At 47.4% G+C, this 22097-nt stretch carries 22 protein-coding genes; 11 read left to right on the top strand and 11 right to left on the bottom strand.

Translation table 11 applies throughout. From position 1 onward, the window contains the following. Window positions 1-34 precede the first annotated feature (34 nt). The 4 genes from DHAF_RS18865 to DHAF_RS18880 all read left to right on the top strand — a co-directional run bounded on the left by DHAF_RS18865 (window position 35) and on the right by DHAF_RS18880 (window position 2022). Complete coding sequence (locus DHAF_RS18865; protein ID WP_015944781.1) at window positions 35-595, top strand: CDP-alcohol phosphatidyltransferase family protein; 561 nt, start codon at window positions 35-37, stop codon at window positions 593-595. Between the two features lie 187 nt (window positions 596-782). After that, window positions 783-986, top strand: coding sequence for a hypothetical protein (locus DHAF_RS18870; RefSeq protein WP_005813162.1), 204 nt, complete (start codon window positions 783-785; stop codon window positions 984-986). A 10-nt stretch (window positions 987-996) separates the two neighbouring features. Further along, a complete protein-coding gene (locus DHAF_RS18875) occupies window positions 997-1371 on the top strand; it encodes a hypothetical protein (protein ID WP_015944782.1) in 375 nt (124 codons plus the stop codon). A gap of 210 nt (window positions 1372-1581) precedes the next feature. Continuing rightward, window positions 1582-2022 (top strand): C-GCAxxG-C-C family (seleno)protein, encoded by a 441-nt coding sequence (locus DHAF_RS18880; RefSeq protein ID WP_005813157.1) that lies wholly within the window; start codon window positions 1582-1584, stop codon window positions 2020-2022. Between the two features lie 165 nt (window positions 2023-2187). Here DHAF_RS18880 and DHAF_RS18885 read toward each other — a convergent pair whose 3' ends face one another. The 7 genes from DHAF_RS18885 to DHAF_RS18915 form a co-directional block, all read right to left on the bottom strand. Further along, window positions 2188-4335, bottom strand: coding sequence for an FAD-binding protein (locus DHAF_RS18885; protein WP_015944783.1), 2148 nt, complete (start codon window positions 4333-4335; stop codon window positions 2188-2190). 166 nt (window positions 4336-4501) lie between these two features. Beyond that, window positions 4502-5371 carry a LysR family transcriptional regulator gene (locus DHAF_RS18890; protein ID WP_011460468.1) on the bottom strand — a complete coding sequence of 290 codons (870 nt, stop codon included), beginning with the start codon at window positions 5369-5371 and terminating at the stop codon, window positions 4502-4504. 230 nt (window positions 5372-5601) lie between these two features. Next, window positions 5602-7107 carry a methyl-accepting chemotaxis protein gene (locus DHAF_RS18895; RefSeq protein WP_015944784.1) on the bottom strand — a complete coding sequence of 502 codons (1506 nt, stop codon included), beginning with the start codon at window positions 7105-7107 and terminating at the stop codon, window positions 5602-5604. 37 nt (window positions 7108-7144) lie between these two features. Beyond that, window positions 7145-7939, bottom strand: coding sequence for a zinc dependent phospholipase C family protein (locus DHAF_RS18900; protein WP_015944785.1), 795 nt, complete (start codon window positions 7937-7939; stop codon window positions 7145-7147). A 31-nt stretch (window positions 7940-7970) separates the two neighbouring features. Next, window positions 7971-9209, bottom strand: a complete 1239-nt coding sequence (locus DHAF_RS18905; RefSeq protein WP_015944786.1) for an MFS transporter — start codon at window positions 9207-9209, stop codon at window positions 7971-7973. A 252-nt stretch (window positions 9210-9461) separates the two neighbouring features. Next, window positions 9462-11315, bottom strand: a complete 1854-nt coding sequence (locus DHAF_RS18910; RefSeq protein WP_015944787.1) for a M56 family metallopeptidase — start codon at window positions 11313-11315, stop codon at window positions 9462-9464. A gap of 2 nt (window positions 11316-11317) precedes the next feature. After that, window positions 11318-11692, bottom strand: coding sequence for a BlaI/MecI/CopY family transcriptional regulator (locus tag DHAF_RS18915; RefSeq protein WP_015944788.1), 375 nt, complete (start codon window positions 11690-11692; stop codon window positions 11318-11320). 252 nt (window positions 11693-11944) lie between these two features. Between DHAF_RS18915 and DHAF_RS18920 the strand changes: the two genes are divergently transcribed. The 5 genes from DHAF_RS18920 to DHAF_RS18940 all read left to right on the top strand — a co-directional run bounded on the left by DHAF_RS18920 (window position 11945) and on the right by DHAF_RS18940 (window position 17071). Next, entirely contained in the window at window positions 11945-12790 is an 846-nt protein-coding gene (locus DHAF_RS18920) for a DUF3102 domain-containing protein (RefSeq protein WP_015944789.1), read from the top strand. A gap of 183 nt (window positions 12791-12973) precedes the next feature. After that, window positions 12974-13654 (top strand): Crp/Fnr family transcriptional regulator, encoded by a 681-nt coding sequence (locus tag DHAF_RS18925; protein WP_015944790.1) that lies wholly within the window; start codon window positions 12974-12976, stop codon window positions 13652-13654. A gap of 163 nt (window positions 13655-13817) precedes the next feature. Then, the gene (locus tag DHAF_RS18930; protein WP_015944791.1) at window positions 13818-14306 is read left to right on the top strand and encodes a 4Fe-4S dicluster domain-containing protein; all 489 of its coding nucleotides are present in this window, start codon (window positions 13818-13820) and stop codon (window positions 14304-14306) included. 46 nt (window positions 14307-14352) lie between these two features. Beyond that, window positions 14353-16260, top strand: a complete 1908-nt coding sequence (gene cooS / locus DHAF_RS18935) for an anaerobic carbon-monoxide dehydrogenase catalytic subunit (protein ID WP_015944792.1) — start codon at window positions 14353-14355, stop codon at window positions 16258-16260. A gap of 25 nt (window positions 16261-16285) precedes the next feature. Continuing rightward, complete coding sequence (locus tag DHAF_RS18940) at window positions 16286-17071, top strand: ATP-binding protein (protein ID WP_015944793.1); 786 nt, start codon at window positions 16286-16288, stop codon at window positions 17069-17071. Between the two features lie 63 nt (window positions 17072-17134). Here the strand turns inward: DHAF_RS18940 and DHAF_RS18945 are convergent, their stop codons facing one another. The 3 genes from DHAF_RS18945 to DHAF_RS18955 form a co-directional block, all read right to left on the bottom strand. Beyond that, a complete protein-coding gene (locus DHAF_RS18945; RefSeq protein WP_015944794.1) occupies window positions 17135-17869 on the bottom strand; it encodes an amino acid ABC transporter ATP-binding protein in 735 nt (244 codons plus the stop codon). Then, entirely contained in the window at window positions 17859-18647 is a 789-nt protein-coding gene (locus tag DHAF_RS18950; RefSeq protein ID WP_015944795.1) for an amino acid ABC transporter permease, read from the bottom strand. The genes DHAF_RS18945 and DHAF_RS18950 overlap by 11 nt, the downstream gene beginning before the upstream one ends. 187 nt (window positions 18648-18834) lie before the next feature. Further along, window positions 18835-19680, bottom strand: a complete 846-nt coding sequence (locus tag DHAF_RS18955; protein WP_015944796.1) for a transporter substrate-binding domain-containing protein — start codon at window positions 19678-19680, stop codon at window positions 18835-18837. A gap of 602 nt (window positions 19681-20282) precedes the next feature. Between DHAF_RS18955 and DHAF_RS18965 the strand changes: the two genes are divergently transcribed. Both DHAF_RS18965 and DHAF_RS18970 read left to right on the top strand, forming a co-directional pair. Next, entirely contained in the window at window positions 20283-20498 is a 216-nt protein-coding gene (locus DHAF_RS18965) for a type II toxin-antitoxin system HicA family toxin (protein ID WP_018210977.1), read from the top strand. Window positions 20499-20550: 52 nt separating this feature from the next. Further along, the gene (locus tag DHAF_RS18970) at window positions 20551-20973 is read left to right on the top strand and encodes a type II toxin-antitoxin system HicB family antitoxin (RefSeq protein WP_015944797.1); all 423 of its coding nucleotides are present in this window, start codon (window positions 20551-20553) and stop codon (window positions 20971-20973) included. Between the two features lie 208 nt (window positions 20974-21181). On the opposite strand, the gene DHAF_RS18975 is transcribed toward DHAF_RS18970, so the two are convergent. Further along, on the bottom strand, window positions 21182-21958 hold the full coding sequence (locus DHAF_RS18975; protein ID WP_015944798.1) for an alpha/beta fold hydrolase: 777 nt from the start codon (window positions 21956-21958) through the stop codon (window positions 21182-21184). Window positions 21959-22097 lie beyond the last annotated feature (139 nt).

Genomic DNA, 22097 nt, shown 5'->3' on the forward strand with positions numbered 1-22097 from the left:
ATATACAGCATAATACACTCAAGGCGGTGGTTTGATGAACTCCAGCGATGAACGGATGCTGAAATCAATACCCAATTGGCTGTCATTAAGCAGAATATTCCTTTCCTTGGCTTTGCTTTTCCTGGAGCCATTGAGCCTGAGCTTTTACGCCATGTATATTGCCTGCGGACTAAGCGATATGCTTGATGGTTTTATTGCCAGAAAGACAGGAACCACAAGCACCCTTGGGGCAAAGATTGATTCCCTGGCCGACCTGGTCATGGCCGTGGTATTGCTCGTTATACTTTGGCCAATCCTCAACCCGGGGGCAGTTATTCTCCTGTGGGTTATTTTTATCGGTGTGATTCGTTTGGCAGCCATGATGGTTGCCCGGATAAAATATAACAGTTTGGCAAGCCTTCATACCTATGGCAATAAAGCTACAGGTTTGCTCTTATTTCTATTCCCATTACTGCTTTCTTTTTCACATGCAGCGGTATTGATGTACATTATCTGTGTTTTGGCAAGCATTTCGGCGATAGAGGAACTTCTCATCCATTTGACATCAGATGAACTTTTGCTCAACAGAAAAGGCTGGTTCGAGGGGAAAAAGTGAATTACTGTCTTTTTATAACAATACAGGGAATGCCGTAAAGGGTTGCACTCGTTCGCCGATACAGCACTATATTTGATAACTATGCAGCTATAAAAAGCCTCTGAACGCATCTTAGGGATTGTTCTCTTCTATTTGATCTTTTGTGGGCATACTAATTATTGAACAAACCTATCGAAGGTGGTATGATATGGATAATAAGGAAGAAAGATTGTCAAATGAGGAGGACGAGAACATGAACGGTGCTGTAAAAGACCAGGGATATAGAAAAACATCACTGTCATCACAGAAATTAAAGGAAATCTCTGTTCGACCAGTGGCAATTAAGGATGGGAAATTTCTGTTCGATAGAAAGAATAAAGACCACAGATATATTGTCAATGAGGGAGAGTAAAAGGGCTTAGATGCACTGGTTTAGTTTAGGCGATGTCTTTTATTTTGATGTTGGGTTCGACGATGTACCAGAGGAATCCAAGAGAAGACCCGCCATAATCATGATGCAGGAAGGCGAAGACCTTTTCATCTTAGTATCTACTACAAGTATTCCTCCCAATGATCCTCCTAAATATTTTGATCAATTCAAAATACCTATTTTAAATTGGCGAAGATCAGGTTTTTTGAAACCTTCATGGGGGCTTGGGTTTAAATTAATACACGTTACGAGGCAAGAACTTATGGGTTCGGTTAAAAAAGAAGATATTCTTGGGAAAATTCACGTAACGGATTTCGATATGTTGTTGAATGAAATCGAATATATTCACAGGAATTCTTCACGATAATTAGGATTCGCAAAATTCGATGTTGTCGAATTTTGGAAGGGCATGTTCCCGAGGGGAAAGGCTGACCGGATGGAAGGCTTTTCCCCTCGGCCCGTCTTACTCATTTATCATGCCTTTGGCACCTGAACTCTGCAATAGTTTGCTGTACTTATCTGAATATTCAGAGTAATATAGGAGTATCAATATAAAAATAGAGGGGAGTGGTAAGGGATGGAGGATTTAGCTTTAGAAGCCCGTAATCGGACTGGAGACAATTTCAAACAAGGTTTTAACTGTGCTGAATCGATCTTCAAGGCTTTTAATGAAATGTGCAATAGTCCCATGAGTCCGGAGGTATTGAAATTGGCAACAGGTTTTGGCGGAGGATTAGGCCATGCCGGATGTATGTGTGGAGCATTGGCCGGTTCGACTATGGTACTCGGGATATTAAAAGGGCGTACCCGTACTGAAGAAAGCAGAGAGCCCTCTTATGAACTTACTAAAGAGTTCCATGATCTTTTTGAATCGAAATTTGGAACAACATGTTGCCGGGCACTTAATCCTTACCCTTTTGATACTCCGGAGCACTTGCGAAACTGTCTCAAAATAACGGGGGGGACCGGAAAATTACTGATGGAATTCCTTCAGGAAAAGAACCTCCTGACAGATTGAGTGACCCAGATGGGATCAGTTGGCAAACCTAATTTTTTACTTGAGCAAAATCCAGAATGAAAAAAGCGGCTGTCTGCCGCTTTTCTATTCTATCGTTTCCGATGAACTTTGCTCAACAGAAAAGGCTGGTTTGAGGATTGAGCCACGTGCTCCTCCACAGAGCGCTTACTTCGCCGCCTTTGTCAGTGCATCGGCCAGAGCAGCTTTAAAGGCGGTGCTGGTCATCGTGGCACCTGAGACGGAATCCACAGTGGCGGCGTTAGCGGAAACAGCCTGCTCTACCAGTGTGGGCAGAGCCTTGCCACCGATTTCAGGGGTCTCGTTGTCGGTATAGGTGAGCGAAGCCAGTTTGCCGTTCTCAATGGTCACTTCCACTTTGACGTCGCCGCCCATCCCCCCGGAACCAGTTCCGGTATAGACACCGTCGTTGTAAGATGCATCCCCACCACCCAAAGAAGCCATGGATGATCCGTCATTCTGAGCAGATTCATCTTCCGGAGTGCTGACGCGCTGGATCTTGCCGCTTCTGAATTTGAAGTTTTGATCGGCTAAACGCCGGCCCAGAATGTAAGACAAGCAATTGCATACACCGCCAAGGTTCTGCCCGGGCATAACGAAATTATAGGTGCCTGCATAATAGTCACCGACCATGATACCGGTGTTGAACAGCCCATCGATTGGGGTGTCGTCATCTTCACACACCTGCATATATTCGTTAGTGCGCAAACCGCCTGTAACACACAGGAAGGTCATGGCATCCTTGCCAAAATGGGTGCGGGCCGCATAAAAGGGCTGCGTTTTAATAGGGTGAAGTACGGAGGGATTGACATGGTATTCTTCATCCCTGCCCTGCTCGGCGTACTTGGTGTAATTGTTGATGGATTCAATGGCATTGGCCCGGGCTTCTCCTTTAAATCCCATCTTGTCCACCAATTCCTCAATGGTGTTCGCTTTCCAGCAGGTGCCTGCTTCCACATCGGCTTCCCAGCCGGCGATCATCTGCTCCGGTGTGGCGCCCAGGATGCCGTTTTCATTGTTCACTGAACATCCGAAAGTTTCCCAGATGTCCTGGATATAGGCATAGCGGGAATCCCACACTGAGTAAGCAATATGGTCGGGCAGCTGCAGGATGGCGATGGCACCATAGGAGAAGTTCGTCACTTCGTTGTGGTAGCGCTTGCCGTCGCTGGTAAGGTTGATGCCCCAGAAATTGTCAATAGAGTTGACTTTAGGGCCCGGTGCGCCGCAATTGATCATCGGAGCATTGGGATAGGTCTTCTGCCAACCCGCACCGATCCACAAACCCATTTTGTGGCCATCCCCTGGGTACAGTCCGTTAAAAGCCAGCGCTACATCGTAATCCACTTTAGTAGTATCGATGCTGTTACGGTAGAGATTCCAGGCCCAAGGGGAATACTTGGCCATCATATCGGGGTCCTTGGAGAAATCTCCGGTGGCCAGAACCACTGCCCTGTTGGCACTGTATTTGATATATTCCCCAGTCTCCAGGTTCTGCGCTACAACAGCAGAAACCCGGCCGGTGTTATTATCATCACGAATAAGGTAGAGTGCCCGGGTCTGAAAATCGATCTCGCCCCCCATGTCTTTGAAGATATCGGCGTAGGCCTGGGCGCACAGAGGGGCGCCAAACAGCATACCAAAGGGAACTTCTTCGTTGTAGAAGCTGTGGGAGGCAGCCGGAACGGTCAGAATACCGTCCGGGTCCACATAGCCCGGCTCCAGGCAGACTTTCAGCCCTTTAGAGGCCATTTTATCGATCATCCAATCCATTGCGGGACCGGAGTTATTGATCCAGGTAGACCACTTGCGTTCGTCGATGTAGCAGGCTGCAGAGTGCTTTTCCACCTTGGCGGCATGGCGGCCGCTTGCCGTGTCGGGCGTATAGTCGATGCCCAGCTCCTTCTGCTTTTTGGAACCGATGGCGTGGTTGGAGCCGCCGCGGCTGATGGGACGCTTACCCGCGGAAATGACACGAACATCCGCGCCGCTCTCCTTAGTGGAAACAGCGGTGCACAAGCCGGACATGCCGGAGCCGATAATGATAATATCATGAGTAACGGTCTTGGTGATTTTCTCTTCGGGAATAGGGTATTCCTCAGGCATCACTTCAAACTTCCACTTCAGGTTGCGGTATGTCTGATCAGACAACACCATGTTGTCGGCAGTGCCGGCACCGCTGGGACTGTTGCCTGCCGCTGCCGGACTGCAAGCGGTCAGCCCCATCGTCATGGCACCGGCGCCGGCAGCGGCCGCGCCCTTAAGGAAATCACGCCGTGAAAATTGCTTACTCATCTGCTTCTACCTCTCTTCTTCCGTATTCTTTCTCCTACTTTTACCCAGGGGCAAAGTTCTTGAACCCCTATGTCTTATATATCACAAAGTTTCTTGTGAAAAAAGCAACATAAAAGACCGCCGAGCAACCAAACGTTGCGCAGCGATCTTTTAAAAACCACCTTGATTATTTTTCGCTGCCGGCTTGAAGCAACGCTTCCCGCAGATTAAAGCAGGCCTGCCGCCGCCTTTTATCACGGACGGCCTGCTCGGTAACGGCACAGTAAAAGTTATCGTAGTCGCTGGGGCCGTGATACGGTAAAAAGACGATACCCTGCATCGGTTGGAGAACAGCCAGCTCCGGCACTGCGAAAATTCCTTTGTTCTGACGCACAAGATCAAAGGCCAGCAGGATATCATTAACCTCATAATCGCCTTTCCGGCAATTTTTATCCAGCCAAAAGCTGTCCTCATAGCCGTTCATATAGTAAATGAGCGGAACGTGAGCGAGATCACCCAGGGCTAAAGAAACCTTACCAGCCAGTGGATTCTTTTCATTCACAGCAAATAAGATCGGAGAAGTGGCCACCAGCTGGTCGTCAGTTCCCGGGCCAAAACGCAAAAAGGAGACAGCCATATCTACCAGGCTGTTTTCAAACATCATGTGGCACTGGGCATCCAGGCAGTTGATGACATCCACCCTCAGCCGGTCCTCATTTTTGACCAGAAAAGGCTCAAGTACATTCCAGAAATAATGGTATGTCGTGAAGGGAAAACAGATGCGCACACGGCAAACCTGCTCATCTTTCCGCATATCCGCATTCAGAACGTCAAACTCGCGTACCAATACCTCCGCCCGGTCTACAAAACGTTGTCCCCGCTCATTGAGCATGATGCCGTTATGGGTACGCTGAAACAAGAGCTGGCCCAGTTCGTTCTCCAGCTGTGCCAGGGCTTTGCTTACCGCCTGGCGGCTGATGAACATGGCATCGGCCGCGTCCTTCACCTTACCGTATTGTGCTACCGCCACAAAATAACGCAGCTGCTGAATATCCATAGTAGCTTCCTTCTCTCAGCTTTCCGATCTCCAAAAGTTGAACAGCCTCGTCAGTTAATCCTGCCGTTTCCTTTTGTTCTCTTATGCACATTTATTATAGCATATTTGTTCAAGGCAGCGGCTATCTGCTCATTCCTGATGGACACAGTGTCGTGAGACAAGTATAAATACAGCTATAAGGGAAGTATCTTCGGCAGCTTCAGGGTTATTAAAGCCTCTGGAGCCATCTTCTAAGCATTGAGTATGCTCCTGAGGTTATGGCTGAGTTCACTGATTGAAGTCATAGCATGAGTGACTTCACTGATTTTGCTGTTCTGGTTCTCAATGGAAGCTAAGATTTCTTCCGTCGAAGCAGACTGCTGTTCCGAAACTGTGGATATATTCTCAAGCTGGCCTTTAATCTCTGCGAAAGCAGCGGCCAGATCACTGATCATAGCATCTTCTTCTTTAACGCTGGCGGCGATGGATTCGGCAGATTCTTCAAGATGCTCAAATCTTTCCTGAATCTGGGCTATGACTTCCGTTCCGGCATCAACGGCATGTTTACCATGGGTGGCCTTCGCCAAGGATGTCGCTGTCGTCATTTGAACCAATTCGATGATTTCAAATATTTCCTTGACGGTAGCAGCGCTCATTTCGGCAAGCTTACTTACTTCATTGGCCACTACGGAAAACCCTTTACCCGCTTCACCGGCCCTGGCAGCCTCAATCGCAGCATTCAAAGCAAGCAGGTTGGTTTGAGCTGCAATGGTCGTGATATTGGCAAGGGCATTGTTGATTTGGGTCATGTGCTTCTGCAGCTCAGATACGTTGACCAAAGTTGCTCCGATCGCCGTATCGATGGTACTCATCTGCTCAACCATTTGCTTGATGCCATAAGCATTTTTTACAACAATATCTTTCATCATCTGGGCTTCTTTCGTTGTTTCAGTGGATAATTTCCTGGTCTCTTCGATAATGGCCACAGCCTCATTGGTCTGATCGACAATTTTCCCCGTACTCACGGAGTTCTCGCCCACGCCTTTAGCGATTTCTTCAACGGCTATTGTGGTCTGTTTGCTCATTTGCTCAATGTCCTGAACATATGTATAAGACTCACTGATGCTGTCATTTAATACAGAAGTATCTTGATCGATCCTGCCCATGGCCTCTGTTAATTTCTGCAATAATTCCCGTGCATCCTGTTCTTTGGCATAGGAAGCCATAATATATTCATTCCCCCATTTGGTAAGGAAAAAGAAAATAATGACGATTAAATCCATGACCGCGGCCCTGCGGGCAAACTCCAGCACACTATAATTTGGCCCGAGCAAGCCCTGCGGATCGATAAAATAAAAAACGCTGAGAAACAAGTTTAACAGCACTGCATAGGTAAGGAGCAGCCTCACGCGGAAATACATGGCGATCATGGCCAATGAACCTAAATAGACAATGAAAATAGTTGCCGTAGTAGCCCCGTGAGTCATATGGCCCAGATAGCTGGCTGATACTACGATGGAAAAACTAATGATAAGCGCCGTAATACTCTCATGTCTGTTGAATTTTAAATTGAAAAGCAGCGCCAGGGTTGCCACAAGCGCTGCTCCAAAGGTGCAGGCTAATACGTTTACTCCATAAACCGCACCCATGGTCAGAAAAGATTGCCCTGAGAGCAGGGTAGATATAATCCAGATAAGGATGACATTAAATCGATTAACTCGTTTGACATTTGATTTTAGAATTGAACTGTTCTCCATAACTTCCATCTCCCCGTACTTAGTCCTTATTAGTCTTTTAGTCGTTTTCCCTCTTTTCAGCGCCTTCAAAAACAGCCTCCCCCTTATAATTCAATTCAAACCCAGATGAGTCCATATTCCTTGTGCCCATCTGCGCCCAAGCCTGACGAATTTTCTCCGGACCTTCCTCAAGTGCTTTGCTGTACAGTACATCTAAGTTGCGGGCATACTTTTCCTGAATCCAGGATAGCTCATCCGGCAGGGACATGGCCGTAAATTTCCCACGGCTGCCGGCAACAGCCTGGCAAACACTCAAAATCCTTGGCTGATCCAGCAGCCAGATATAATTCCGTTGAGATGTGACACATTTTTTGATCGTTGCTGTGCTCATGCCGGGCCAAAGTTCAGCCATGGCCTGAAAATCCAATCCGGAGGACGGGATTGTGAGATGCCGCGCCTGATCACGTCCGGACCGGGTGAGAATATGCCGGTCATAAGCAGCTTCCATCAAGTGATGCTCAGACATGTCCGAACTGTGTTTGTAAACATAGGGGTGACAGTTTGCGTCAAGAATATAGTGACAAATCAAGCCCATCATATAGGCCAATGGCCCTTTATGATGCACCTTTTTTAAAATCGTTCTGAACATTTCAATGGCCGGCTGGTCATGGCAAGCATTCCCATAAGCTGCAATCCTGGTTTTGCGGTAAGGCTTATAGAAGAAAAAAATATCCGGCCCTTGAAGGCCTACATCAAATTCCCCTTGATAAGCAAGAGCACATGATTTTAATTCCGGGTCAAGTCGGTCCAGGATCTCCTGGCCAAACTGGTAATGGGTCAGGCAAGCCGGCATAGGTTCCCTTCTTTCTGAACGATAGTATTCGCTAAAACGCCTGGGCTTTTTTGCTCTCACAGACATGATGGCGCAGTGCCCAGAGCCCCACTCCAAACAAAACCGCCAGCCCCAGCACGCCAAAACGGGAATGGCCGGTGATTTGGGTGATGACACTCATCAAGAGCATACCGAAAAAGGCAGCGCCTTTGCCAAAGATATCAAAAATTCCAAAAAACTCATTGGCCTTTTCCTTAGGTACGATCCGCGCAAAATAAGAACGGGACAGGGCCTGAATTCCCCCTTGGAAGACAGCAACACAGACTGCCAGCAGCCAGAATTCCCAGGCTTTATCCAGCTGAAAGGCAAACAAGGTGATGGCCAGATAGCCGATAATCGCAGCAGAAATTAATTTTGTCGCCTCAAATTTTTTCGTCAGGCGCGCAAAGAGAATGGCAAAGGGAAAGGCCACGACCTGAGTAAGCAGTAAAGCCAGCAGCAGGTTATGATCAGAAATGCCCACATCTTTTCCATAGGAAGTCGCCATGGCAATAATGGTATAAACCCCGTCGATATAGAGAAAAAAGGCGATCAGAAAGGTAAAGACACTTTTATGCTTTTGCACATGGGTAAGGGTATGCCATAACCGGGACAAACTTTCACGAACAGGCCGGCCGCCGCTTTCCAAAGCGTAGACCTGCCGGTAGCTGCCCATGAGCGGCACGGTGCAGAGAATCCACCATAAAGCCGTGATCAGGAAGGCCAGCTGTGTGGCGGCAGCCGCACCCAAACCCGTTCCATCGGCAGTCAGAATCAGCCCGAGGCAGATCACAAAGGGAATACAGCTGCCGATATAGCCCCAGGCATAGCCATGAGAACTGACACGATCCACCCTTTCTTCAGAAGTGATATCCGGCAGCATCGCGTCATAAAAAATCAGGCTGCCGGAAAATCCGGACTTGCCAATGATATACAAGCCGAGAAAAGCCAGCCAGCCTACCGGCAAAGCCAGAGCCAGGCAGCCGGCGGCACCGATTGCCATAAAGATCAGAAAAAGCGCTTTCTTGTAGCCGCGCAAATCTCCTACAGTGCCCAGGATAGGACCGAGAATAGCAATGATCATGGTGGAGATGCTGGATGCATAGCCCCAATACGCTGTAGACGCAGCATTGCTGATCCCGTCTGCGGCTGCTAGATTTTTGAAATAGATCGGAATAATTGTGGATGTCAGCAAGACAAAGGCCGAGTTCCCCACATCATAAAGTATCCAATTCCTCTCCAGCTTGCTCATAGACAATTTCTCCCCTGTAATTTCAGTTCGGGTCAAGTCCCTTGGGAACAATAGTATTGACTGATTATAGCGCACTACCGCTAAGTTTTAATTAGGAGCAGGTTAAGTTAAGGTAAAATATCAGAAAAAACTCAAACATCCTGTGGATATCTGAGTTTTCCTTTAATCATTTCATTAGACGAGGAAAGCTAAAGAAAACGGGCTATAGGATTGTGCTGTTCAAATAGGGCACAGGGGCTTCCGGGGAATAGACTATGGCTTAAGTTCCGGGGTACTCTGCAAAAAGACCAGTGTCAGTTCGTTCCCGACAATTTTATACTGATACTCCCGCTCTATCCTGCCATCTTCTTTACTCTTGCGAAAGGTTACCAGATCATATCCGTCACTGGTTTTACCCTGAGAAGTTTCGTAGATAAACCGCTCTCCCTGATCAAGGTATTCTTTCGTCCCGATCCAGTAAGGGAACCGGTTCAGCTCGGCATCCCCTTTGGTAAGCTCGGCAAACAGTCTATTGGAAGCCTCTACATTAATATCAACCAGTTTTTTCTCCACATATCCTTGGCTGACTTGGGCATCCCTGCCGATACTCTGCAGATACTGCCTGGCCTGTGCTTCTTTCTGCACCACTAATTCCGGATAATGTTCGCCGGAGAATATGCTATCCCATAATCTTTGCGGGAAATTCCTTTTAATGGAGTCCCCATATCCACCCCCATCCTCAGCTTCCTTATATTCCAGCAGGCTGTATTCTCCATTCGCATTTTTGGCAAAGGTCATCACGGTGGGAATGGCTCCGCTGCCGCTGACGCCGGTAAAGATACCGTTTTCAAAACCAAACCAGCCGATGCTGGCTACGGTGTAGGCAATCACTGTCCCGTCCTTTTCTTCGACTTCGAGTATCTTGTGGCCTTCGGTCAGGGCCTCTCCCTCAAGGTACCCCTTCCCTTTTTCTTTAACAGCGAGACTTACAGCTTCTTCGATGGATTGACCGGTCACGGGCTGAGCCGCTGAATTTTGGGAGATGGCATCGGTATCCTCACCGCCCTCATCAGATGTCACCCGGGCCGAAGCCGATGTCCATAAAAGGCCGCCTAAAATCACCACACAGAGAATGCCGGTGAGAATAACCCTTTTCCTCCTGCTCTTAAAAAAATCAGCCATTTTAATCATCCTGATCCTTCTCTCGATATTTTTCCGTTCATCGACCATACCGATTAATCTCGGCATTAATCGCGTTTTTGTATTGATCGTTTCCAGCACCGCCAGCAGGGCTTTCCCATACTCTTTATGCTCGCTTACCTTCAGTAAGCTTAAAACCCCCTCATCTGCCGCAACTTCCATGTCCTGGCGGATACGCCTAAAGCAGTACCAGATCACAGGATTAAACCAATGAATGATTTGCAGAATAAGCAGCAGATAGTTAACCCATAGATCCTTTCTCCTGTAATGGCTGAGTTCATGCAGGAGGATATAGGAAATATCCTGTTCTTTCAGGCGTAATGTATCCGGAGTCAGTAAGATCCTTGGCTTGAACATGCCGACCAAGGAAGGTACTTTGACGATATCCTGAATAAAGACAGCGATCTCCCCTTTTACTTCAGCCCTTGTTTTGCATTCCTCTAGTAGGGCCTGAACAGCAGGGGATGCCGGCTGGGCATGGGTCTTTAGCTTTCCGGCAAAGGAAAAACCGGCATAGACCAGCCAGACAAACATCAAAAGCAACCCTGAAAGCCAAATAATCGGGAGCGCGTCTGCCACATATGTACGGAGATTTTGGGCTGAAGCAACGGGCTCTTGGGCCGGCAGCCCAGGCCGTTCATTCCCGGCTTGAGTCCCCTCCGGTGAATAGATGCCTGCATCGCCGACTGTTTCCGGCACAGAGGAAAATTTGATTTCCTGGGACAGGGGTTCAAGAATGTTATATAAACTGAAGGCGCTTTCCGGGCCGAAGGGGATGATTAACTTGACCAGCAGGACTATCCACAGCCAATAATGCCAGCGGGGATTGAGCTTATCTTGCAACAGATTTTTAACAAGGAGTATGACCATCCCGACAATGCCGGCATAGAAAGATGTGGTTAAAACTATCTTAAAGACAGCTTCCATGTCTACATCTCCTCATCCAACATTTTTTTAAGCTCTTCTATCTCGCTTTTGGATAGATGCTGCTCTTTAATGAAGCTGGCCAGCATGAGATTGAGTGAACCATTATAGAGCTTATGCAAAAAGGATTGATTGGCATAGCGTTTATATTCCTCTTCACTGACACCAGGCGAATAGAGATAGGATTTACCATCGATTTTGACGGCGCTGACCGCCTCTTTGGAGACCAGCCGGGTAATCAGGGTATGGATGGTCTTGGGTTTCCAGTCCGATACTTCCGCTAATCTTTCTATGATCTGGGCACTGGTGCAGCTCTTTAATTCCCATAGTATTTTCATGACTTCCAGTTCCGCTTCAGAGATTTGGGGGATTGTCTTCAAGATAGGCACCTCCAACGCTGTATTCCAAAATAGATTACCACTACATCACGGTATTTCTTACATTTGTAAGATAATTATATATTACATGTGTAAGAAATATAAGTCAATCCTGAAAATCCGCCTATATTTCCCCATTCCCTGCCTCTTCAGCACTTAATTTTTATTTTTTATAATCCCTTTGCCGGTGTTATAAGTTGTCACACCTGTCATGTCAAGTCCATATACTATATTAAAAACCGGGAAGGAATTGTCATGAATGATTTGGTAAAGGAACGCACTCCGCAGATCATCGCGGCGGAGATCAACAACTATAAAGAGTCCACCGGGAGAATCCAGTTATCCTGTGCTGTGGAGATAGGCCGGCGGCTGATGGAGGCCAAGGCGCTTCTTCCTCACGGAGAATGGGGAAAATGGCTGCAGGAGTATGTGAGTTATTCCCAGCTTACGGCAGAGAGATATATGAAAGTCGCCCGGGAGTACGGGCAGACCAGGGGGGACTCCCCAGGGGAGGAAAAAGCAAAATCATCAACGTTGAAGATTTTATCCTACTCCCAGGCACTGACTCTGCTGGATGTTCCGGAAGAAGAGCGGGTAGAGTTCATTGCCGAACTGGATATCGAAAATATGTCCGTACGCCAGCTGCAGAGGGCCATCAAGGAGCGGGAGCAGGCCAGGTGGGAAAAAGAGGAGACTGAGCAGGAAAACAAGGAACTGCAGAAAGCTCTGGAGGGCGAAAAGGCGGAAAACAGTGAGCTGAAAAAAGAACGTGACGACCTGAAGACCAAGGCTGGGGAACTGGAGAAGGAAAAACAAAATCTGGAGCAGGATGTGGAGAAAAGGAAGGCTGAGAACAGCAAGCTCAAAGAAAAGCCGCTCTTCAAGAGCAATCAAAAGCTGAGGGCTGACCTTACTGCCGCCCAAATTAAGAACGCTACCCATAAAGTTGCTTTTAAATTTGAAGCTCTGGAAAGGGCATTCAAAGAACTGACTTATGAGCTGAACCTGCTGCTTATGATTGATAAGGATGTGTATGGGGAGTATCGGAAAACTCTGCGGAAGTTTCTGTTGAAATGTCTGGAGGAGAAAGTGGGAAATTGATGGATACGTGCAGTGCAAGGAAAGCGAGTCCTTTGGTGTAAAACCTGGACTCGCTTTTCGTTTTATGGCTGCTTATTTGTCTGATCTGTCGAATCATGAGAGGGCTTGTATGTTCATAGGGTGCTGGTTATAATAGGGGAAATTAAAAAGAAATTCATACATAACAGTGAAAGGTGGAGCATCATGCCTGCCAGAATGAAATTGACCGATATTGATTTGATCGAGGCCTTGGGGTCACCGGAATACAGTGACCTTCTATCCATATTTCAGGAGCGGACTTTCCAAAAGAAGCAGATCATCTCTCTGCCCAATCACGAAGAGAATTTAGTCATGCTCGTTAAAAAAGGGCGGGTGCGGGTTTTTTTATCTTATGAAGATAAGGAGTTTACCCTATCTATTTTAGAACCAGGAGATATCTTCTCCATGCATACCAGAGCCTTTACCCAGGCTTTGGATAATGACACCGTACTGTTGGTGGCCAAGACGAAAAAGTTTGGCGAGATGATCACCCGCTATCCTCAATTCTCTCTGATCATGATTAAAGTATTGGGAGATCTTTTGAAAAACTCTATTACTATTATCAATGGCTTGGTCTTTCAGGAAGCCCACACCCGATTAGCCGAATTTTTAATCAATGCGGCCAAAGATAAAGGGTGTCAGGTGGCTGAGGGAATTCAGCTGGAGTTGGGATTAAATGTGGAGGATATCTCAACTATATTAGGAACAAGCCGCCAGACCGTATCCTTTCTGCTCAATGATTTTTACAAGAACGGCCTCTTGCTGAAAGTGAATAGGAGAACCCTTATTATTAAAGACATGGACATGTTAAAGAAGATGCTCGATAAGAATGATCAGCTGAAATAAAACCAAGCCGTCAATAAAATAGTTTTTATAGACAAAGGAGAGCGAAAATTCGCTCTCTTTTGTCAACTGATTGACATAATTCTGCAATCCTGCATGCTACGATGAAACCGACATAATTTGCTCTTTCCAGTGATGAAGGGGCGGAGATGAGGAGGTGTGCTTTATGTCTAAGGGAAAGAACCGTTTCATCCATGCTGATCTCAGCCGTTGTTTAAGCTGCAAAAGCTGTGAACTGGCTTGTGGCCTGGCCCATGCCGGATATGAGATCGAAGGAGCGGCGGCTGGCCAAATGAAGCTTAAGCCAAGAGTAAGTGTAGTGCAGCAAGGAACTACGGTGGTACTCACTCAATGCCGGCAATGTGAGGATGCCCCATGTGTTAAAGTTTGCCCGAACGGATCATTGTATCAAGAAGAGGGGCTCGTCAAGCTTAACCGGGAAACTTGTATTGGTTGTAAGCTTTGTGCCAGGGCCTGCCCTTTCGGTTCCATCACCATGACCACGGAAATGGTGGAAAGAGCGGATGGAAAAAAGAGCAACCGGACCAAAGCCCTCAAATGTGACCTGTGTTTTAGCCGGAATAAAGAAATTAAAGCAGAAGGCTGCGCTTGTATTCAGGCCTGCCCGACAAAAGTCCTTTCGCTCAGTCTCTGAAAGGGATAGCGAATGCAGAGTGTTGTAGACTAAAGGAGGACGGATCATGAGTTTAAGATTTTCCATTGATGAAGCAGTCCAGAAACTGTTGCCTGTGGCGGAAAAAGACAAGATCCAAACCGTTTGGGATCGCCATAAAGATCAGCAGCCTCAGTGCGGTTTTGGCAAAATGGGGATTTGCTGCCGCATTTGCTGGAAAGGCCCCTGCCGGGTCGATCCCTTTGGCAAGGGAGCCCAACGGGGTATTTGCGGCGCCGATGCCCATACCATCGTGGCCCGCAATCTGATCCGCGGCATTGCTGCCGGAGCAGCCTCCCACTCCGACCACGGCCGCCATATTGCCCTGACTATGCGGGAGGTCGGCAAAGGAAATGCCTCTGCCTATACAATCAAAGACGAAGAAAAGCTGAAAAGAATAGCTCAAAGGCTGGGGATCGATTGGGAAGGGAAAAGTATTCGCGAATTGACCAAAGAAGTAGCTGACGCGTCCCTGGAGGATTACTCCCGCCAGGATTCTAAAATTCCCTGCCGTTGGGCAGAATTGACCATGACACAAGAGCGGGCGGCCAAATTAAAACAATGGGATGTCATGCCTCACAATATCGATGCTGCCGTCGCTGAGATTATGAGCCGGACTCATGTGGGATGTGATGCCGATCCGGTGAATATTCTTTTGGGAGGAGTAAAAGGAGCGGTGGCCGATTACACAGGAATGTATCTTTCCACCGAGCTTTCCGATGCTCTCTTTGGAACTCCTGCACCTACGGTGACCGAGGCCAATCTGGGGGTCATTAAGGAGGATGCCATCAATATTGCCGTCCATGGGCATAATCCCCTGCTCAGTGAGGTGGTGTGCGATGCGGCGGCGATGCTGAATGACCTGGCTAAGCAAGCCGGAGCACCAGGCGGATTTAACATCGTTGGTGTATGCTGTACCGGGAATGAAGTGATGGTACGCCATGGAGTGCCCCTGGCGACCAACTATCTTTCTCAGGAGATGCCTATTCTAACAGGAGCTTTGGAAGCCATGGTGGTGGATGTTCAATGTATTATGCCTTCCCTGGGAGCCATTGCCCAATGTTTCCATACTCAGCTTATTACGACCATGTCTACCACCAAAATCCCCGGTGCTACCCATGTTCAATTCGATAAGGAAAATGCGGTGGAGTCGGCCAGAAAAATTCTGGAACTGGCTGTGGATGCCTACCAGCGCCGGGATCCCAAGCGGGTGAATATCCCTCAGGTTAAGGAAAAAGCTATCGTCGGTTTCAGCGCCGAAGCGGTAATCGGAGCCTTGAGCCAGCTTGATGCCCACGATCCTCTTCAACCTTTATTGGACAATATCGTGAATGGCAATATTCAAGGGATCTGCCTGTTTGCCGGCTGCAACAGCACCAACACCCTTCAGGATCGAAGCTTTGTTGAACTGGCCAAGGGGCTGGCAGCCCACAATGTTCTTCTTTTAGCGACAGGCTGTGGAGCCGGTGCTTTGGCCAAGCATGGACTGATGACCCAGGAAGCAACCCTGGCCTATGCAGGGGACGGGTTGAAGGCTGTCCTGACGGCCATCGGCCAGGCCAATGGTTTAAATGGCCCTCTGCCCCTGGTTCTTCACATGGGATCATGCGTAGACAATACCCGTGCCGTTTCTGTGGCTGTGGCCATCGCACAAAAGCTGGGAGTCGATCTGGATCGCCTGCCCCTGGTGGCCTCCGCTCCTGAAGCTATGTCGGAAAAGGCAGTAGCCATCGGCACCTGGGCCGTGGCCTTAGGCCTGCCCACTCATCTGGGAACAGTCCCTCAAGTCCTGGGGTCCCAGGTGGTAACGGAAGTGTTGACGGAGAAGATCAAAGATATTACCGGGGGCTATTTTATCGTTGAGACCGATCCGGAAGAGGCGGTCAAGAAGTTATTCGCTGTGATTCAGGAGAAACGGGCGGGATTAAATCTATAGAAACAACAAACAGGGGGTTAGAGCGATGAAAATAGCGGTGACAGGCAAAGGCGGGGTCGGCAAGACGACCCTTTCCGGAACCTTGGCCCGCCTATTGGCAGCTGACGGTTACCGGGTATTGGCGGTGGATGCAGACCCTGATGCTAATCTGGCTTCTGCTCTGGGCATTCCTGAGGAGAACTACCGGGGAATCACTCCCTTCGCCAAGATGAAGGCACTGGCTGAGGAGAGGACGGGGGCCGATGGCGGCTATGGCACTTTTTTCATCCTCAACCCGAAGGTGGACGATTTGCCGGAGCAGTTTTGCGTGGAGCATGAAGGGGTTAAGCTGCTTTTGATGGGGACGGTGGAACAGGGCGGCTCAGGGTGCGTCTGCCCGGAGCACACCCTGATCAAGCGGCTGATGCAGCACCTTCTGGTGCAAAGAGACGAAGTGGTCATCATGGACATGGAAGCCGGCATCGAGCATTTGGGCCGGGGAACGGCAGGCGCGATGGACGCCTTGATCGTGGTAGTCGAGCCGGGACGGCGGAGTGTGCAGACGGCACGGCAAATTCAGGAGCTGGCCCGTGATCTGGGGATTCAAAGGGTTTTTGTGGTGGCCAGCAAAGTAAGGAGCGCTGAAGATTTGGAGTTCGTGGGGGAGGCTCTGAGCGATTTTCCCCTGCTGGGCCAGGTCACTTTCAGCAGAGAGATTATGGATGCTGACTTGGAAGGAAAAGCCCTCTTTGATCTGGGCGGGGAGCCGGTGGCGGAGATCAGGAAGATAAAAGAGAACTTGATTCAGTTAATCAGTTCAATGGATGAGTAAACTATAAGCCCTCATAAGCAAACAGAGTCCTGAATAGCCGGAGGTGGCCTTCAGGACTCTGTCTTATCTCCATTCTAAAATCTTATTAAGAAAATTCTTCAGTTCCAGGCTTTGCGGCTCTTTAAAAATTCTTGCGCTGGATCCATGTTCGATAATTTGACCATCGGCAATAAAAAGTACATAATCGCAGGACTGACGGGCGAACCCCATCTCATGAGTCACAAGAATTAAATCTTTGTCCTGCTCCTGAAGCTCTTTAATCATGTCCAGAACCTCGCTGGTCAGCTCCGGATCGAGAGCCGAGGTCGGTTCATCAAAGAGCAAAAAACGGGATTCAATGGACAAGGCCCTGGCTACCGCAATGCGCTGCTGCTGCCCTCCCGACAATTGATGGGGTTTCTTATCCATATGCACTTTTAATTGAAACCGATCCAGCAGATCCAAAGCGATTATTTCGGCTTTCTCTTTGCTGAATTTATGAACAACCGTCAAAGGCAGAGTGATATTATCCAGGGCTGTCAGGTGCGGAAATAGATTGTAAGACTGAAAGACTACGCCAATGGTTTTGCGGTATTCGTGCAAAAGCGTTTCCGAATAGTGGATTCTTTCGCCATTAATGTGAATTTCCCCACGATCAGGTCTTTGCAAACCGGCGATCATCCGCAAAAGCGTGGATTTACCCCCTCCTGAAGGGCCAATAATCGCCAGGGAGCGAAAATATTCCAAATCGATATTGATATCTTTAAGCACTGTTTTGCCGGCAAAAGCTTTTTCCAGATTGCTGATTTTAAGCTTCATAATTGAATTTCCTTTCCAAAACCTTCGAGGCATAGGAAATCGGTACGGTCAGGATCATGTATAAAAGCGCCAGCACAATGTAGTTCTCAAAGGTGGCAAAGGTGAATGAATCCACCTCCTGAACGTTCTTGGTCAGCTCGCTGACGGCAATCACCGACAAAAGGGAAGAGTCCTTGATCAATGACACCAGCTGGCCGGCCAATGGCGGTAAGATCCTTTTGAACACCTGGGGAATGATGATATAACGATAGCGTTGGTATGATGTGAAGCCAAGTGATCGCGCAGTTTCGATCTGAGACGCTTCGATGCTCTCAATCCCTGCCCGGATAATTTCACAGATATACGCCCCGGAAAAAACCGATAAAATGATGACCCCCAGGACATAACGATTACTGAGGTGCATCGCGGTAGCAATAATATAAAAAAACACATAAATCTGGACCAGCAGCGGAGTTCCTCTGATGATTTCCACATAGGCCTTACTAAAATAATGCAAAGGCAAAAATCTTGATTTTCCGGCAAACGCCAAGAAGCTCCCGATGATCAGGCTTAAGATCAGGGAAAAAAAAGCAATAATGATCGTCATCAGGAAGCCGTCGATAAACTTGGTCCTATACAGATAAACGGTGTCCAGTCGCAGCGTGTAGTCGAGGCTGTAAAAAGCCCAAAGCAGGACGCCCAGCATAAAGGCGCTGACCAGTGCGATATTGAAGGCTTGCTGCACACGAGTGGGATGATGAGATTCTTCATTTTTCCACAATAAATTCGGCCGATTCAACCAGGATTCCCTCCTCTCCCGCTTCAACTCGTCTTCTACTCATCTTCTATTCGTCTTTTTATTTATCTTGTATTCATTCTATTCGTTTTGACTATTATCCTTACCGCAAAATCGAGAACTCCGCGCCGCAATGCTGCGGCACGGAGTTTGCACGGCAATCCATGACTTTAAGTAAGCAGGCAAAAAATCAGTCGAAGAAAAATTTCACGCCCAGAGCAGCGAAGTCTTTTTTCTCTTGAGGCAAATATCTTTCCGCTAGTCTTGTGAAGCCGCCGTTCTTCTTGTACTCGCCGATGAATTGATTGACCTTAGCCGTCAATTCCTTATCATCCTGGCGCAAGGCCACGCCCCATTCTTCAACTTTATCCTGGAATGGATTCAAATTGGCACGGGTCGTCTTTTCATTCTGTTTCCAGGCTCTGTAGATGCTCAAGGTATCATAGATAAAAGCATCGGCTTTCCCTTGGCCGACTTCGAGAATACAAGCGCTTTCTTTCTCAAAAACCATGATTTCTGCTTGCGGCAGATTGGCTTGGGCATAAATATGCCCTGTCGTACCATTCTTGACGGCCACCTTACGCCCCGGCGCATTGAGATCCTTAACCTCTTTCACCGAAGATTTCTCATTGATCAACAAGGCCAGCCAAGCTTTGGCATAGGGATCAGAAAAAGCAACGGTTTTTTTCCGTTCGTCCGTAATCGTCATTGAAGAAATAACCATATCAATTTTCTTCGTTTGCAAAGCCGGTATAAGACCGCTGAACGCCATGTTTTCGATTTTAACCGGTCGGCCCAAAGCTGCGCCTAAGTCTTTGGCAAAATCAACACTGACACCTGTCGGGTTCCCTTTTTCATCAGTCATCTCAAAAGGCGGATAGGCCAGTTCCATACCCACTATGAGCTCTTGCGCCGCCGTGGCGTCATTGCCTGCTTGGGACGGCTGGTTTGCCGGTGCCTGGCTCTTGCTGCACCCTAATAAAATCGAACTTATCAGCAAAGCCGCCGTTAGCAGCAGAAGGTAATTCTTTTTCATCTTCCCGCTCCTCTTAGCTGTATTCTTTTTCCTAAGTATACCATTTGTTTTGGCAGATATCAAAAGCAAGCGAGCAATGCCGAGCTCTTTCGGTGACATTGGAATTACTTTCTCCAAGATGACTTTGAGTCAATAAATTAAACGTATCTTTCCCCATTCAGCCACAGATTGAAAAAGATTATTGAATGACCGGACCTCCTCTGGTTAAGATACTCAAGAGTTCCCACTCCTCATGGACTCAACTCAGTCCCAAACACTATGGCGAAGAAAGCCACGAACCTGAAAAGCGGAGTCTGATCAAAGCTTCTGCCAGCCATCAAACGCAGCTCTTCATGGTGATGAACCCCCAGATAAATGAGGAGCAAAAGTCCGGTCCCATAAAGCAGGTAGATTATAAGCCGTTTCGTGTCCACCCCTCCACTATTTAAAACAATGGCGTTATAGCATAGTTTTCGACAACTTCCTTCTATTCCCTTTTTCAGGATGAACTATTGAGGAACCCTTTGATTTCTTAAGGCCCCTGTGAAATTAAACCTTCACGCGCACCATTGACACGCATATATAACACGTGTTATTCTGATGTTAGCAAGGGGGACATTCGGTTGGGGAAGCAAATTACTGTAAGAAAAGTTCTTGAAAAACTAAAAGAAGAAGGTTTTATCAAATCCCCAAACCATGGCAAAGGTACAAGTCACCAACGATACATACACAAAAATGATCCGACCAAATATGCAGATATAAGTTACCATCATAGCGGTCAGGTCATCCCGAAAGGAACACTTAATAGTATAGAACGCTCATCAGGAGTTAAATTCTAATCCTAGGTGCAAGCGACTAATAAATATAAAATTCCCAAAGGAGTTGATAACTTTGACCAATCATTTAATTTATCCCATTGTTGTCGAAAAAGCTGACGATGAAGGCCTTGGTATGTATTTTCCTGATTTCCCCGGCACCGCCATCTTAAGTTTAGATATAACCGATGGTATCCGAAGGGCTAAAGAAATGCTTGCCAATTTAGTCATAGAAAAAGAAGAACAAGCTCTGCCTCTCCCTATCCCTTCTGCTCCAGAAGATATTACCTTGTATGATGCCAGTGATCGCATTGTATTCATAGAAGTATATTTACCTCCTTATCGCAATGAAGCTAAAAATAAATCCGTAACTAAAAACTGCACTTTACCTAAATGGTTACGGGATGCCGGGGAGGAAGCAGGTCTAAATTTCTCGCAGCTCCTTCAAACATCAATTAAAGACGCTCTCGGTATTAACGAATCTAAAATGCAACCTTAAGCAGCCCTAGTGGCTGTTTTTTTGCCATCAATGTATTACTGCTTACTTCCACAGGACTCATCATAGCTGATGTTGTCATTTTCATGCCCCCTTCTCTCTGTTATTCCGCATAGATAAGATGAATTGAGGGGCAAAGCTATATTGCTTGAAAAAATCAAAGGATACCTCTCTTTACAAAAAGAGGAGTATCCTTCTATCTACCTTATCCCTATCTTTGGGCGGGATTCAAGCTATCCATCATGAATTCCGTGATCGCCTTATTGACAGCTTCCGGCTGTTCGATCATAGCCATATGACCCGCCTCCGGAATGAGCACAAGTGATGCCTGAGGTATTTGCTGAGCAAGATATTCGGAATACTTAACCGGCGTCATTCTATCCTCCTGCCCGCAAATAACTAAAGTAGGCAGATTAATCTGCTGGATACTATCTATTACATTAAAATTATCGCAAGCTTGGAAATCCGCCCATAAAACCTGAGTTGACACAGCTTTCATTTCTTCAGCAGCATCTTCCAGAATCTTTGCAGCAGCCTTAGGAGAATAGCTGAATCGAATACTCTCCAGTGGATGCTCTCCCCGTGACAAGCTTTTCAGCATCACAGGGTTCACCCTCAACCTGCCGCCGCTGCCAACAGTAATCAGGCCCTTTAACCACTCCGGATAGTCCAAAGCAAACTGCAGGGCAATCGCGCCGCCCATGGAATGCCCCGCAATGACAAAAGATGTTAACTTCATGGCTTGGACAAATTCCCAGATGCTTTCCTTATAACTCTGTATGGAATCAACCGCTTCTCCTTCCGAAAGTCCATGTCCGGGAAGGTCGAGAGCAATAAGATGAAAATCCCTGAGTCCGGATAGTTGATTTGCCCATTTTTTTCCAGTTCCCCCGGCACCATGCACACATAAGATGGTCGGTCTGTGGGAAATAGCTTTATCGTTTTGCCGGAAAAAAATATTTTTCCCTTGGACTTTAATATAAGGCATGTTCCCCCTCCTGTTTTAAAGGTTTTAAAAAGCAATGATATGAGTAATTTTCAAAATATTCTTATTATAGATTATAGCATGAATCTAAGGAGCAAAAACCATCAGGGGGTATAACTTCCCCTTTTGGGCATAAAAAATG

Source organism: Desulfitobacterium hafniense DCB-2 (assembly GCF_000021925.1).
Taxonomy (GTDB): Bacteria; Bacillota; Desulfitobacteriia; order Desulfitobacteriales; family Desulfitobacteriaceae; genus Desulfitobacterium; species Desulfitobacterium hafniense.